The 14,512-nt window shown below is 54.7% G+C and carries 14 protein-coding genes and 1 pseudogene; 2 read left to right on the top strand and 13 right to left on the bottom strand.

Going from position 1 to position 14,512, the window contains the following annotated elements:
• Window positions 1-17: 17 nt before the first annotated feature.
• From fliI to fliF, 4 genes are read right to left on the bottom strand one after another with little or no spacing between them, the layout of a single operon-like run.
• Window positions 18-1,388, bottom strand: a complete 1,371-nt coding sequence (gene fliI / locus MT962_RS17560) for a flagellar protein export ATPase FliI (protein ID WP_024558655.1) — start codon at window positions 1,386-1,388, stop codon at window positions 18-20.
• A complete protein-coding gene (gene fliH, locus MT962_RS17555) occupies window positions 1,388-2,092 on the bottom strand; it encodes a flagellar assembly protein FliH (protein ID WP_247366139.1) in 705 nt (234 codons plus the stop codon). The genes fliI and fliH overlap by 1 nt, the downstream gene beginning before the upstream one ends.
• Window positions 2,085-3,080: a flagellar motor switch protein FliG gene (gene fliG / locus MT962_RS17550; protein ID WP_024558657.1), complete on the bottom strand. Its 996-nt coding sequence runs from the start codon at window positions 3,078-3,080 to the stop codon at window positions 2,085-2,087. Before fliG ends, fliH begins: the two co-directional genes overlap by 8 nt.
• Window positions 3,077-4,765: a flagellar basal-body MS-ring/collar protein FliF gene (fliF, locus tag MT962_RS17545; RefSeq protein WP_247366138.1), complete on the bottom strand. Its 1,689-nt coding sequence runs from the start codon at window positions 4,763-4,765 to the stop codon at window positions 3,077-3,079. Before fliF ends, fliG begins: the two co-directional genes overlap by 4 nt.
• A 230-nt stretch (window positions 4,766-4,995) precedes the next feature.
• On the opposite strand from fliF, the gene fliE reads away from it, so the two are divergent.
• The gene (fliE, locus tag MT962_RS17540; protein ID WP_024558659.1) at window positions 4,996-5,307 is read left to right on the top strand and encodes a flagellar hook-basal body complex protein FliE; all 312 of its coding nucleotides are present in this window, start codon (window positions 4,996-4,998) and stop codon (window positions 5,305-5,307) included.
• A 32-nt stretch (window positions 5,308-5,339) separates the two neighbouring features.
• Here the strand turns inward: fliE and MT962_RS17535 are convergent.
• The 5 genes and pseudogenes from MT962_RS17535 to yedE form a co-directional block, all read right to left on the bottom strand.
• Window positions 5,340-5,557 (bottom strand): annotated as a pseudogene (locus tag MT962_RS17535) (integrase); the annotation flags it as partial.
• A gap of 248 nt (window positions 5,558-5,805) precedes the next feature.
• Complete coding sequence (locus MT962_RS17530; protein WP_082167047.1) at window positions 5,806-6,987, bottom strand: acyltransferase; 1,182 nt, start codon at window positions 6,985-6,987, stop codon at window positions 5,806-5,808.
• Between the two features lie 581 nt (window positions 6,988-7,568).
• Window positions 7,569-8,255: an SOS response-associated peptidase family protein gene (locus tag MT962_RS17525; protein WP_024555926.1), complete on the bottom strand. Its 687-nt coding sequence runs from the start codon at window positions 8,253-8,255 to the stop codon at window positions 7,569-7,571.
• A 78-nt stretch (window positions 8,256-8,333) separates the two neighbouring features.
• On the bottom strand, window positions 8,334-8,564 hold the full coding sequence (gene yedF, locus MT962_RS17520; protein ID WP_247366137.1) for a sulfurtransferase-like selenium metabolism protein YedF: 231 nt from the start codon (window positions 8,562-8,564) through the stop codon (window positions 8,334-8,336).
• Entirely contained in the window at window positions 8,561-9,775 is a 1,215-nt protein-coding gene (yedE, locus tag MT962_RS17515; protein ID WP_247366136.1) for a selenium metabolism membrane protein YedE/FdhT, read from the bottom strand. The genes yedF and yedE overlap by 4 nt, the downstream gene beginning before the upstream one ends.
• Window positions 9,776-9,977: 202 nt before the next feature.
• Here yedE and yedD point away from each other — a divergent pair, with 202 nt between their 5' ends.
• Window positions 9,978-10,391, top strand: a complete 414-nt coding sequence (yedD, locus tag MT962_RS17510; protein WP_024555923.1) for a lipoprotein YedD — start codon at window positions 9,978-9,980, stop codon at window positions 10,389-10,391.
• Between the two features lie 130 nt (window positions 10,392-10,521).
• On the opposite strand, the gene amyA is transcribed toward yedD, so the two are convergent.
• The 4 genes from amyA to fliD all read right to left on the bottom strand — a co-directional run bounded on the left by amyA (window position 10,522) and on the right by fliD (window position 14,299).
• The gene (gene amyA / locus MT962_RS17505; RefSeq protein WP_024560469.1) at window positions 10,522-12,021 is read right to left on the bottom strand and encodes an alpha-amylase; all 1,500 of its coding nucleotides are present in this window, start codon (window positions 12,019-12,021) and stop codon (window positions 10,522-10,524) included.
• A 74-nt stretch (window positions 12,022-12,095) separates the two neighbouring features.
• Entirely contained in the window at window positions 12,096-12,464 is a 369-nt protein-coding gene (fliT, locus tag MT962_RS17500; protein WP_024560468.1) for a flagella biosynthesis regulatory protein FliT, read from the bottom strand.
• On the bottom strand, window positions 12,464-12,871 hold the full coding sequence (gene fliS, locus MT962_RS17495; protein ID WP_024560467.1) for a flagellar export chaperone FliS: 408 nt from the start codon (window positions 12,869-12,871) through the stop codon (window positions 12,464-12,466). The genes fliT and fliS overlap by 1 nt, the downstream gene beginning before the upstream one ends.
• A gap of 15 nt (window positions 12,872-12,886) precedes the next feature.
• Window positions 12,887-14,299, bottom strand: coding sequence for a flagellar filament capping protein FliD (gene fliD / locus MT962_RS17490; RefSeq protein ID WP_247366135.1), 1,413 nt, complete (start codon window positions 14,297-14,299; stop codon window positions 12,887-12,889).
• Between the last annotated feature and the right edge of the window lie 213 nt (window positions 14,300-14,512).

Below are 14,512 nucleotides of genomic sequence, written 5' to 3'. Positions count from 1 at the left end.
ACCGTCTCCCTTTTTCATCATACCGTCGGGAAAATCAGCTCCAGCGCCTGCAGGGCGTCTTCCACGCCTGAGCGTTCATAAATGCCCTGCTGCAGGAAAGCTTCGAGCTGCGGCCAGAGCGCAATCGCGCGGTCAAGCTGTGGGTCGCTGCCTTTGGCATAGGCGCCCACGCTTACCAGGTCGCGGTTGCGCTGGAAGCTGGAAAGCAATTGTTTAAACGTGCGAACCCGCGCGTAATGCTGCTCGGTAATCAGCGCGGTCATGGCGCGACTGATGGAGGCCTCGATGTCGATAGCCGGGTAGTGACCCGCTTCGGCGAGGCGGCGCGACAGCACGATGTGACCATCCAGGATGGCGCGCGCCGAGTCGGCGATAGGATCCTGCTGGTCGTCGCCCTCGGTCAGCACGGTATAAAAAGCGGTAATGGAGCCGCCGCCGGAAATACCGTTGCCGGCGCGTTCAACCAGCGCGGGCAGCTTGGCGAATACCGAAGGCGGATAGCCTTTGGTCGCCGGCGGCTCGCCGATGGCCAGCGCAATTTCACGCTGCGCCATGGCGTAGCGGGTAAGGGAGTCCATAATCAGCAGCACATGCTGGCCGCGATCGCGGAAATCTTCCGCGATGCGCGTGGCGTAAGCCGCGCCCTGCATGCGCAGCAGCGGGGAAACGTCCGCCGGCGCGGCAATCACCACCGAGCGGGCGCGCCCTTCGGCGCCGAGAATGTTCTCAATAAAATCTTTGACTTCACGGCCGCGCTCGCCTATCAGCCCAACGACAATCACATCCGCTTGGGTGTAGCGCGCCATCATGCCGAGCAGCACCGATTTACCCACGCCGGAACCGGCGAACAAGCCCATACGCTGGCCGCGGCCTACGGTCAGCAGGGCGTTGATGGGGCGTACCCCGACATCAAGCACATCTTCAATCGGCGTGCGCTGCAGCGGGTTAAAGTGCGGCGTGATAAGCGCGCCGGTGGTGTCAGTGTCCGGGGAGGGGAGGCCGTCAAGCGGTTTGCCCGCGCCGTCAAGCACGCGTCCCAGCAGCGCCGGGCCGAGCGGCAGTTGTTTGCCGCTTTGCAGCCCGTCGCCGTTACCGGTGCGGGCGTAAACGCGGGCGCCGGGTAAAATGCCTTCCACCTCTTCCAGCGGCATAAGAAAAAGACGCTGACCGTTAAAGCCAACGACTTCGCTTTCCACTTCCTGCACCTGGCCATTATCCTGTCGTTCGATGATGCAGGTGGCGCCGAGCGGAAGTTGCAGCCCGGTTGCTTCCAGCACCAGGCCGGTGGCGCGGGTGAGGCGGCCATAGCGGCGCACCGGCGGGAGTTGCGCCATGCGCGCCTCGAAGTTATCGAGGGCGTTGAGCCAGCGGGTGAGGCGGGCGGTCATCAGAGCACCCCGGGTGCGGCGAGACGGCAAAGCTCCTGCCAGCGCGTCGCCACGCTGGCGTCGAGATCGCCTTCGTCAGCCGACACTTTGCAGCCGCCGGGATGCAGCGTCGGATCGCCGCGCAGTCGCCAGCCGTGCAGGCTGAGGGTCGCGCCCAGCATCTCTTCGACGCGCTGTAAATCATCCGGGTGCACGCGCAGCTGCGGCTTGCCGCTGAACAGCGGCTCCTGCTGCAGCAGCATCTGGATCTGCTTGATGAGCGCATTATTATCTACGCTGGCCGTATGGCCGATAACCTGGCGGGCGGCTTCCAGCGCCATCTGCATCAGACGCGAGGCGATAACGCTATCAAGCGCGTCCAGCGTGTGCTGGAATTCGCTGACCAACTGCTGCATGCGGGCATGGTGAGGCGCCTGCTGCTGGCGCGCCTCCTGAAGGCCTTGCTCCATCCCTTTGGCGTATCCTTCCTGGCGGCCCTGTTCAAAGCCCTGATGACGGCCTTCGGCGAGCCCCGCGTTGTAGCCTTGCTCATGCGCTTGCATCTGCACTGCAGCCAGCGCCTGCTGACGCTGCTGCTCCTGCATAAGGTCGTTGTCGACGGCAGAGGTCTCGTCAGCTTCAACGAAGCCCGGCATCTCCCTCACGCTGGCAGAAGGCAGCAGATCGTCCGGCATCCACAGTTTCCAGGGAAGCTGATTAGACATAGGTGTCCTCGCCGCTGCCAATTACCATCTCGCCGGTTTCCGCCAGACGACGGACAATAAGCAGAATGGCTTTCTGTTCGTTTTCTACTTGCGACAGACGTACCGGGCCGCGGTTGGCGAGGTCGTCGCGCAGAATGTCGGCCGCACGCTGCGACATGTTGCGCAGGAATTTTTCGCGCAGCGGCTGCTCGGCGCCTTTGAGGGCGATAAGCAGAGATTCCGACTCCACTTCCTGCAGCAGGCGCTGGATGGAGCGGTCGTCCACTTCCACCAGGTTTTCGAACAGGAACATCTCGTCGATAATTTTCTGCGCCAGTTCGCCGTCGAATTCGCGTACTGCGGTAATAACCGCTTCTTCCTGCTGCGTTTTCATCAGGTTGATAATTTCCGCCGCGGTTCTCACGCCGCCCATCTTGCTGCGCTTGAGGTTCTGACCGTCGAGCAGGTTGTTGAGCACTTCGGTAAGTTCCGCCAGCGCCGCAGGCTGTACGCCGCCGAAGGTGGCGATACGCAGCATCACGTCGTGGCGCAGGCGTTCGTCGAACAGCGCGAGAATATCCGCCGCCTGCGAACGCTTGAGGTGCACAAGAATGGTGGCGATGATCTGCGGGTGCTCGTCGCGAATAAGGTCGGCGGCGCTCTGCGGCTCCATAAAGTTGAGCGTTTCGATACCGCTGGTGGTCTCTTTGGTATCGAGAATATCTTCGAGCAGGCTCGCCGCGCGCTCTTCGCCCAGCGCTTTGACCAGGACCGAGCGCAGGTAGTCGTTGGCGTTGACGCTGAGCGCGGCGAACTGCTCCGCCTCTTGTTCAAACTCCGCCAGCACTTCCGTTAACTGCTTGTTGGAGATCTGCGATAAGTTCGCCATCGCCGCGCTAAGGTGCTGCACTTCGCGCGGGGCGAGGTGTTTGAACACCTCCGCCGCGCGGTCTTCGCCGATGGTCATCAGCAGAATGGCGCTTTTTTCGGTTCCGGTCAGATTACTCATAGTTCGTTACTCATCCATTGGCGGATAACCAGCGCCACTACGCGCGGATCGTTATCGGACATTTCGCGGATGCGCTGGCTCATTACCTCGGCGCTCAGACGCTGGTTAGCGCGGCGTTGCTGGCTCTGCTCGTCTTTGCTGAGATGAACTTCCACCGCTTCTTCCATCTCTTTACGCTGCTGCTCCATCTCCTGTGCCGCTTTGGCCACTTCGGCGCGGCGCTGGATTTGCGGACGTACCGCTTTGCGCCACAGCAGCCAGGCGACAATCAGGACCAGTAACCAGCGACCTGCGGAAAGCATCTGGTCAATAAAGGCCTGCTGTTGCCAGAACGGCAGCTCGCCACCCGTTTCATCCGTTGCGGTAAACGGCGAGTTAACCACGTTGAGGGTGTCGCCACGCTTCTCGGAGAAGCCCATCGCTTCGCGCGTCAGGTCTTCAATCTGCTTAAGCTGATCGGCTGTCAACGGCAGCGGCTTGCCATCCGCCAGCTGGCGGTAGTTCACCACCACAGCGACAGAGAGACGCTGGATGTCGCCCACATTCATTTTGGTGTGACGAATCGTGCGGTCCACTTCATAGTTGGTGGTTTCGTCATGCTGAGTGCTGCGCGGGCCGCTGTTCGCCGCGCTGGTGGTCTGCGTGCGCTGCTGATTGTTCTGGCCGTTTGCCTGCGCATTGTTCTGCTGCTGCGGTGCATCAATCGGCGCGTTATTCGCCGGGGCTGGCTGGTTAGAAAGCGCGCCCGGCACGCCGCCCGGATAAGCGCCGCCAACTTGCTCGCTGGTATTAAGCTGGCGGGAGCGTACGGCAGCCTGCGACGGATCGCCGTTCGGGTGGTACTGCTCTTCGGTTTGCTCTTTATTGGCGAAATCGAGCTGGGCGGTCACCTGGGCATGCACATTGCCGTTGCCGACAATCGGCCCGAGGATTGCTTCGATACGGCGCTGGATGCGGCTTTCAACGTCGTTTGCAAACTTAAGCTGCGCGTCGTTGAGATCGCGCCCGGCGGCGTTGGACTGGGTCAGCAGGTGTCCGCCCTGATCCACAAGCGTCACGTTGCCCGGCGGCAGCCCGGCTACCGCGCTGGAAACCATATGCACTACGGCGCTGATCTGTCCTTCATCAAGCGCGCGACCCGGCTCGAGGTTCAGAGTAACAGAAGCGGAAGGCGCTTTTTGTTCGCGAACAAAAAGCGAAGGCTTAGGCATGGCCAGGTGCACGCGGGCGCTCTTTACCGGGCCCAGGGTTTCGATGGTGCGGGCGAGTTCGCCTTCCAGCGCGCGCTGGTAATTGACCTGCTCGCTGAACTGGCTGATGCCGAATTTTTCCTGATCAAGCAACTCAAAGCCCACGGCGCCGCCTTTCGGCAGGCCCTGTTGGGCCAGACGCAGGCGCAGTTCGTGAACGTTTTCAGCCGGCACCATGATAGCGCTGCCGTTGTCAGAGAAACGGTAAGGTACATTCATTTGAGTAAGCTGAGTGACGATGGCGCCGCCATCCTGGTCGCTCAGGTTACTGTAAAGCACACGGTAGTCAGGGCTTTTCGCCCACAGCACCATGGCGACGATAATCGCCACTGCAGCGGCGGCAGCCACCATCAACGGGATTTTAGGGTTAGCGCGTAAGCGGTTCAGCCATTCGCCGGCTTTATTTTGTGGCGTTTGAGCGGTGGCAGCAGTCATTGCTCACCTCGCGGCTCAGCGTTAACAGAATAAGACGTGTAATGAAGCAAAACGGACTCCCGGGTCGGCAAGCACGACAAAAGTTCCACAATGATGGCGATGTCATTATTTGCGTTTACAGAATTTTCTATGGGCCAATTAGCCGGGTTTTTTGCACCTATTTAGCGCCTTTATCTTATTGACAAAGTGTTACGCTTGCCGGCATTCAGATTAATCCTAAGAGGAAGACGATGGCCATTCAGGGCATTGAAGGCGTGCTCCAGCAGTTGCAGGCAACCGCGCTGACCGCACGCAACGAAGCGACGCAGGGCCCGCAGGGCGTAAGCTTCGCCGGTGAACTTCAGGCGGCGCTCGGCCGCATCAGCGAAACGCAAAACGTCGCGCGTACGCAGGCGGAAAATTTCGCCTTAGGCAAACCGGGCGTGGCGCTCAACGACGTGATGGTGGATTTGCAGAAATCGTCCGTGTCGCTGCAGATGGGGATTCAGGTGCGCAACAAGCTGGTCGCGGCGTACCAGGATATTATGAACATGCAGGTTTAGCGGCAATAACTTTCTGAAATATATTACCTAATCTACTCAGATCCTATTGCATGGGGCATCGGTGGGGCATAGTCAGATAATTTCTGGTTCAGCATTGCCACCGGCTCCGTATTGTTATCTGCCATCCAGGAACCATACACCTGATAGCCATCCGGGCATTTGCATGTCCCATCTGGCTGGCGATAAAACTAGGGTTAGCTCCAGCAGTCAACGACCAGCAAGCATAGGTATGCCGTAACTGGTAAGCTTTGCTGTCATGCAGCCAGCGCGGCGCCTCTTCCGCAGAAGTACCTCGTCTTAAGCCACTGCGCAAGCAAGTTTGTTTTCTCCCGACACTGGAAAGACGTTACGAGCAATCGCGCACCGTGTAAGCAGTAATGTTCATCAGCAGATTGCCGGTATCCGCTCTATTAATTATTTATAATGTGAGTTGCACATTTTAAGGTGACCAGCTTCTGACTAGCTGGCCACCTTTTTATCTAAAATTCGTAGGCGCCGCTATGAAATTCTCGTTGGGGTTTTAAATAAAAACTTAGCTAATATGCTTGAGAACCGCATCGATGGGTTATCTACTGCTTTAAAAATTAAGTTTGCTACAGCATAGATAGTGACTATCGAAAGAATCGTTGCTGTTATTGCACTTTCGTGATAGCTATAGCCTGCGTTATATATAGCATTAAATATTCCTGTAGCTATTATCAGGAAAAAGGGTAAATGGAAAAGATAGACGCTAAAAGAGACTTTCCCCATATAAACAAACGGTTTTTTAGCAAAGAACATTTTCAACGAGTTGTTGGTTAGTATTGCTAATGTGATCAGAACGCCAGAAATGAAATTATATAATATATAAGCGTTTGACTCTTCGCCATTTATATAAAATCTTGTGTAGTAGATTGCATAAATATAAGGCCTGGAACCATAATGCACTCCACCTAAATACAACCCGGCTAGCATCAGTATCAGCGCCACTCCTTTCCTGAGGTTTAATCCTGAAAAGTGAATAAAGGAGCCGAATAGAAAGGCAATGTACCCATATTTTTCTTTTTGAGGCAGGCTTGAAACAAAGAACATTATGCAGAACAATAAAATTATCAAGCCCTTATTGGGTGCTCTTATAAGGACTAAACAAATAAAATAAGTTAAGAAAGAACCCAGTAGTTCAATCTTCATTGTCCATAGTACGGGATTATAAGCAGAGCCATCTCCAAAAAAAGCGCTAACAGCCCCAGAATACAGTGCGTTTAAAAAAGAGGGAGACGCTACTGTATATGATTGAATCCATGCTGAAAGCAACTCCCTGCCGGGAGTTTCGTTTGATAGCACTAACCAGCAAAAAATACATGATGCCGTGGCAGGGATTGCTAATCTAAAATAACGTTTTGTCGTCATGGTGGTAGCATTATTCAGCATATCGCCACCACTAAGAAAAGCATGAGTTAAAATATATCCGCTGAGAGTGAAAAAAATATATACAGCGGCTGTTCCTGAGTAAATAAACGGCAGAGGGCTATTGAATATAAAGTTGATGATACTGTTATTATTGATCAGCGTAGGATCATGTAACCCTGGATAAAATATCAAAGCAAGGTGTGATAATACTACCATCAGGCAGGCTACTCCTCTTAGCCCGTCGACATGTAGTAACTTCCGTGGGGGAGTATTAGATTGCGCGCTATTCATTTTGTTTTTTTTCAGGTGATTATGGTCTGTTACTTATAATATCACGCTTCGTTATAAATCATAGTATGTAAGACTTATCGCTTTGCTGACGTTAATGCGATGTAAGTTGGTAATTAATTGTTTTTATTTGATTTTTTTTGAGTGGTTGACCGGGTTCTTTGTTTAACGCCAGATTAGGTATCAGACAGAACGCAAGATTTATATTTTTTCATGAATGAATTTACTGCGCGGGACTGCATTGAATCGACCTGACATAGTCCCGGTAACGATTCATGAAGAGGTGGGACAGGAATACTGGATTGCTGAATGACTCTGACTTTTAATAAAAAACAGCCAAAATGGTAAACTAAAGCCGCAAAAAGCTAGCAGAGTGTACTGCCAAAGGATGAATTTTCATCGCTTACAGGCGATATCGCCCACGTAATACCGAAGATAAAACAAACGTAACACGCGAGAAGGAACCGGGCGGTAGAGCAACTCTAAGAAAGGCTATGCCTGGGTTAATCAAAGAGAATGATAACCTGCGCAGCGAATAAAAGCAGCGCAATCAAAAGGCATTCGCGCAAACTTTTGCAAACATATTACGAATGGGTTTTATCAACCGGCTCCACCAGCTCCGGCCCCTGGTTTTTCACATTTCCTACGGCCCGGGTGACAGGGTGCCAGGCGAAAGCGTCGGCGGGCAGTGCGCCTTCGTGGGCCAGCTCATCTGCGCGGTTTGCCGAGGTATCCGGGTGCAGCCAGGCGAGCGCCGCTTGCGGCGTTAACACTAGCGGACGACGGTCATGGATATCCACCAGCCCTTCATCCGCGGCCGCGGTGACAATGACAAACCCTTCGGCTTCATTCCCTGCATCAAAAGGCGTCTTGCCTATCGCAGCCAGACAGAGCGGGGCTTTATCTTCACGATAAATAAAATAAGGCTGCTTTTTATCGCCCACCCGCTGCCATTCATACCAGCCGTCGGCGAAGACGATAGCCCGGCCATGCTGCCACAGTGGCTTAAACATGCGGCTTTGGGCAGCCGTTTCCACTCGCGCGTTGATCAGCGGCGCTTTATGCCACCATTCCGGCGCGTAGCCCCATATCACCGGGTCCAGGTGCAGGGTGTCCTCTTCATCCATGCTGAGCAGCAGCACGCGGCTGCCCGGCGCTACGTTGTAGTGGGCAAGCGGCTCCGGGTCCCAGGGGATGGCCCGCTCGAAGCCGTCGCCTAACGTCGCCAGATAATCTTCACGACTTTGCGCCTGCGCGAATCGTCCACACATACTCTACCCCTTAAGACCTTAATAAAGAGTAAGTATAGGGCACAAACGCGCGGCCCTGCGGGAAGCAGGGCCGGCGGGTTAACGCTGAATCAGATAACGGATGGTGGGGCCGTCCTGCTGGATATCCAGCACGGTATAGCCATGGTTGCGGGCGTCTAACGGAATGTTGTTAATAGATTGCGGACAGTCGCTCACGACCTCGAGGATTTCCCCTTTTTTCAACTGCGGCATCGCTTCAAGGGTGGCGACAGCCGGGTAGGGGCAAGGCTCGCCGACCATATCCAGACGGTAATCAGGCACGAGTTTCATACGCTCTCCTTAACGGCGTGAGAAACAGCAGGGCGGCTGGCGCGAAAAAAGCGTTTTTCCCAGGCGATAACAAACAGCAGCGCGGCAAGCAGCAGCAGGTAAGTGACCAGCAGGCCGCCGAGCGGACCAAAAGCGGCGAGCAGGTTTACTTTATCCCAGCTGGTGGCAAGCGCGGGGGAGAGGTCGTCCCAGAAGTACGCCAGAATCGTCGAGCCAATAACGTTGCCAAGCCCCACCCACCAGTAATGCACCTGGCCTTCCACCGCGCGGTACATCCAGCCGGTTTCGCACCCTCCCGCCAGCACGATGCCAAAGCCGAACAGCAGGCCGCCGATAACCGCGTTTGGCCCGGCCCACATGATTTTCGGCTCGGCGCCGAGCTGCACATAGCTAAAGATGCCGATGGCGCTTGCCGCCATGCCGAAAATTATCGCCTTCGCCATATGGGTGCGCCCGGTTATCCACATATCGCGGAACGCGGAAGTAAAACAGATTTGCGCGCGTTCAATCAGCAGCCCAAAACCAACGCCAAAAAGCATGGCGAGGCCAAGCTTCGGCATCTCCATGGCGGTAAGCAGCGCCCAGCCCACCGCGCCGATAAACACCAGCATGCCGAGGCGAAAGCGACGGCGCGCCTGAGCGAGGTTTTGCGTAAGCGGCGAGGCGCTGGAGACTTTTTGCAGCTTCACCGGAATGCGAAACAGCGGCAGCAGCGTAAAGCGCGCCCCGGCCCAGGAGCCGATGGCTGTCGCAATAGCGAAAAACCAGGCGTGGAGGGAGAACTGCGGAATACCGGTGAAGAAGGCCGCCAGGTTGCAGCCCATAGCAAGCCGCGCGCCGAAGCCTGCGATAATGCCGCCCGCCACCGCCTGGATAATGCGGATGCGGTGCTGCGGCAGGCGCAGCTTCACGTTGTTCGCCCACAGCGCGGCGGCGAAGCAGCCGGCGAACATGCCGATGATCATCCGGCCATCGATGCGGGTAAGCGGGGTGCCTTCAAGGTGAATGAGTTTGAAGTAGCCCCACTCCTGCGCCTGCACGCCTATTAGCTGCAGCAATTGCCCGCCCCAGCGGGTAAATTCGCCGGTAACCGCCCAGAAGGTGCCGGTGAGGCCAAAGTAGTAAGTGGAGAGAATGCCTGCGGCGATAACCGCCGGAAAAGGGGACCAGAACTTGATCAGATAGTGTTGTTTGAAATGTTGCCAGGACATGAAATTTTAGCCTCTGAACTCAGACGGAACTAAAACGCGCCGGTGGGCGCAGGGAGTCGAGATAGTACTCCGCGGCGCGGCAATGCCCAGCGAAAAAATAACAAAACCTCGTTTCGATCAATTTTTGCCGCCTGAGAGGGAAAGGCTGGCGGGCTTAACGCTTTAATGCCACACTCTTTTTTCTTCGCAGGGAGGAGTTCGAATGAAAAAAACGATGCTGTTAATCGCGTGGCTTGGTCTGAGCGGCTGCGTGCAAGTGAGTGATTATAATGCCGTTGTGAAAACGCCTGCGCCATCCGGTCTGGCAGGTTACTGGCAAAGCAAAGGGCCGCAGAGCGAGCTGGTCAGCCCTGAGGCGATAGCGAGCCTGGTGGTGACGGCGCAGGGCGATACGCTCGATTGCCGCCAGTGGCAGCGGGTGATAGCGCTGCCGGGCAAACTGATGCAGCGCGGCGGCGATATCTACAACGTGACGGTGAAAAAAGAGGTCTACGACATCGAGCGTGAAGGCGAAACGCTGGAATACGCAGGAATGACGCTTGAGCGCGTGGCCCGTCCGAGCGCCGAATGCGCCGATTTCCTTGCGAAGAACCCGCTGCCGACACCCCTGCCTTAACCTTCCTTGGGCTGCTTGTCTGACAGACAAGCGGCTTGCGCGTTGTGTTGCAGCTTTTTAAAAGGGCGGCTGGCGCTTTGCTGACCCGCCCTGGGCCATGCGAATCACAAGCAGCGTGGAACGAAGAGTTTTACCGGCTTGCCGCCTCTTCATCGGCAATCACCCAGATACTGACGCTGCCGCCGTTGCAGGTAAAGACAGCGTTGCCCGCTTCGTCCGTAATGACGCGCTCTTGCCGGTTGCCTAAAAAATCGCGCCAGATTTTGTTGCCGTAATTCTCGCCGAGAGTAAGCCTTTTCTTTCCGGCATCGCCGTTAGACAACACCACCACGCAGCCAGGTGCTTCGCGGGTGCCGCTGCGGCTGAAAGCGATGCAGTTGGGATTATCGAACCAGAGCGTCTGCACGCCATGGGCGAAGCGCTGGCGCGCCAGGATAATCTGGTCGAGCTTGTCCACGACCGCCATATCGATATGGTAGGTTCCGCCATCGAGGCCGGTATCGTCATAGCTTGCGCCATACATATCCGGGTAGAAAACAGAGGGCACGCCGTTCTCACGCAGCAGGATCAGCGCATAAGCGAGCGGCTTAAACCAGGGTTCCACCGGCGCTTCCAGCGCCTGTAGCGGCTGGGTATCGTGGTTCGCAACGAACGTCACGGCGTGGAAAGGATCGGCTTCGACCAGCGTACCGGTGAAAATCTGGCGCATGTCATAGCTGCTGCCCTGTAGCGACGCGTCGTGGAAATTCTTCAGCAGCGGCGCGTCGAACAGCATGGTCTTCCCTTCAACCTGGTCGATATACTGCCGCAGCTTCTCCACGTCGTATGACCAGTATTCCGCGACGATAAACAGCGGCTTCGGCGCGACCTCCTGCACATGTTCAATCCATTCTTTATAAAACCAGGCGGGGATATGTTTTACCGCGTCGAGGCGAAAGCCGTCGCACTGCGTTTGCTCCATCACCCAGCGCGCCCAGTACTTAATCTCTTCCGCTACCGCGCGGTTGCGGTAGTCAATGTTGCAGCCCATCAGGTAGTCGTAATTGCCGTTTTCGTCATCAACCTGATCGGTCCAGCCCTCTTCGGTATAGTCATTAACGATTTTGAAAATGCCGTTTTCGTTCGGGTTCTCGATATGGTCGACGCCGTTAAAACATTTATGATCCCAGATGAAGCGGGAATAGTTGCCGCGGCGGGCGGGAAAGGTAAAACGGGTCCAGGCTTCGCATTCAATCGCTTCGTCGTCTATGTCGTTGCGATTATCCTGATTGACCCGGTTGACGTGGAGCCTCTCTTTCTCATCCGCGCCCATTTTATGGTTCACCACCACATCCAGCAGCGTCAGGATGCCATTTTCCTGTAGCGCGTTGATAGCCGTAAGGAGCTGCGCCTTGTCGCCATATTTAGTCGCCACCGATCCTTTTTGAGAGAATTCGCCGAGATCGAAAAGATCGTAGGCGTCGTAACCAACCGAAGCCGCGCCGTCTGCCCCTTTATAAGCGGGCGGCAGCCAGACCATATTGATGCCCAGCGCATTAAAGCCAGGCGCGCGCGCAACCAGTTCCGGCCAAAGTTTGCCGCCTTCAGGGTAGTACCAGTGGAAACATTGCAGAAGGGTGGGGTTCTTCATTTTATCCATACTCCAGAAGCCGTCAGGTTTTCGCTTCTGGAGTATGGCGGATTTTACAAACGAAGCCGTATTATTTAGTGCCCGGAAGGGACGCCTGGTACTAACAGCATGCCGGAGAGACGACCATAGGTATGGTTAAGAGATTGTTGGCGGGAAGATTGGCCGATTAATGAACTGAGCTCATCCAGTCGATTTTTTAACAGGATCTTAAGCTGCTCTTCATTCTCTAACGTCTGCTTGAGATAACCCGCGACCAGGCTCTGAACATTTTTTGGCAGCCCTTGTGGAGTTTCGGATCCCATAACTGCTTCGATACTCTGGAGATACACAACTTCCTGGTCCAGTAAAAGATCCCATTCACCTCGCTGCGCAAGTTCAAGCAGCGACTGGCTGAGCAATGCAATCTGTTGCCAGCGGTTAATAAACTCCACATTAGGCGACATCAAATAGACTCCTGCACGGTTTGGTTTGGAGAAATTTGCTTCCACGCATCAGCGATATTGGTCAGTAAATTTTCAACTTCCTCAATCGCTTGAGTGTCATTACGCAAATTCGCCTGCAGTAAGCGCCGGATCATGTAATCGTAAAGAGAGGAAAGGTTATCTGCGATCTCCCCACCTTTCTCTTGATCTAACCCCGCTTTGAGCCCGTTATCGATAATGTTAATGGCTTTGCTCAGCGCTTCGCCTTTGGCAACGGTTTCACCCTGTTGCATAAACAGACGAGCACGCACCAGCGCGCTCATGGCGCCGTCAAACAACATCGTGATTAACTGGTGTGGACTTGCGCTCATGACGGCGCTCTCCACGCCTATCTGAGCATATGCTTTTGTACCGCTCGCGGTATACATATCAACCTCTTATCATTACGAACTGCTGCTCATCGATTCAAACTGCTGAGACAGGTAAGAACTGGTGTTGTTCAACTGGCTCATCATGGTATCGAGCTGCGTAAATTGCGCTTTATAGCGGGCCATGGTGTCTTCAATACTCTGGCTTACTGAGAGATATTGCTTAGTCAGTTTCTTCAATGTGGAGTTGATGCTGTCCTGCGCGCTATCAATAATGCCATCATCCGCCAGGTAACCTTTTACCTGGGTCGCGATTTTGGTTGTGATGCCAGTCGTTTTTGTATCGCCAACCAGCAACTGCTGAACGTCAACTGACTTATCGGTAAGCGCGGTTTTTAATTTGGCGTCGTCGATTTTCAGCTTGCCGGTAGCGGGATCCTGCGTGATGCCTATCTGAGAAAGCGTCTGGAAATTGCCCCCGTTGCCGACATCGGTAAATTGCGCGCGAATGCCGGTCTGAATCGTGCGTACCGCGCTATCGCCAAGCAGAGCGCCATTGCTGGTGTTCTGTGCGTCAGTCCCGGCGTCAACGGCGGTATATTTGGTCACCGAACCGATGGTATCAACCAGCGAGTTATAGGCATCGACCCAGGATTTAATCGCCGTCGTCGCTTTATCGTTGCTTTTGCTGACCGTAACCGTGACGTCGCTTGTGATTTTATTCAGATTCAGGGTAACGCCCTGCGGCGCGTCGGTAATGGTGTTGCTGCTGCGGACAATATTAATGCCGTTAACGCTTAACTCTGCGTCTTTCGCTTCGACAATTTGTTCAACGCCGCTGCCGGTCACGTCCGGGTTATTAAAGCTAATAAACTGGTTAAGGGTTTCGTCCCCGGAAACCGAGATGCTCATTTTATTGGCGGTGCCGGTTTCGCTGGAAGTCAGCACCAGCTGGAAATCATTATCTTTGAGCTTAACAATACTTGCTGAAACGCCGCCGTTGGCGTTGTTGATAGCGTCGCGAATGCCTTCAAGCGAGGTTTGATCCTTCGTCAGCTTAATCTCTAACGGCTTTTCTTTGCTGTCTTGCTTGATGATAAGCGTACGTTCTTCGTTGCTGTTGCCTTGCGCCGCTTTTGAATCGGTCACGTTGGCTGTCGTGCGCACCGATTGCGCTTGCGCCAGCTGAGTCACGTTAATCTTATACGTGCCTGCCGCTGCGCCAGCCGTGGTGCTTACGGTTAAGTCTGTGCTGTTGCTGGTCGCCGTCGTGCTCTTAAATAAAGAGGCGTCATTTAATGCCGTATTTGCTGTCTGGAACTTTTCAAGTGAGCTTTTCAGTGTGCCGTAGGCTGTGAGCTTGGCCGAGAAGCTGCTTTGCTGGGTAGAGATAGGCGTCAGTCGGCCTTTCTCCGCGGTTTCCAGGTTAGTCAGCAACGTACTCAGCGGCAGGTTTGAACCCACGCCTAAAGAAGTAAAAGCAGCCATGCATGATCCCTTTTTGTGCAAATAGTGGTTAAGCACGGTATCGGCAACAGAAGGACAAAGTTTAGAGGTTTATTTATTCAATTAATGGACCGAATAGTGACTAATAGAGAGGCTATTTCGCTGCGCAGAAAAAAGCTCAGGAGAAGTGAAAAATTTTCTAAAGTTCGAATTTAAGGTGCCGATACATGGGTTACGGTGCGAAACCGTGGGCAA

Origin of the sequence: Franconibacter sp. IITDAS19, assembly GCF_023079515.1 — a bacterium.
Lineage (GTDB): Bacteria > Pseudomonadota > Gammaproteobacteria > Enterobacterales > Enterobacteriaceae > Franconibacter > Franconibacter pulveris.
This window is presented reverse-complemented; position numbering and strand designations above follow the sequence as displayed.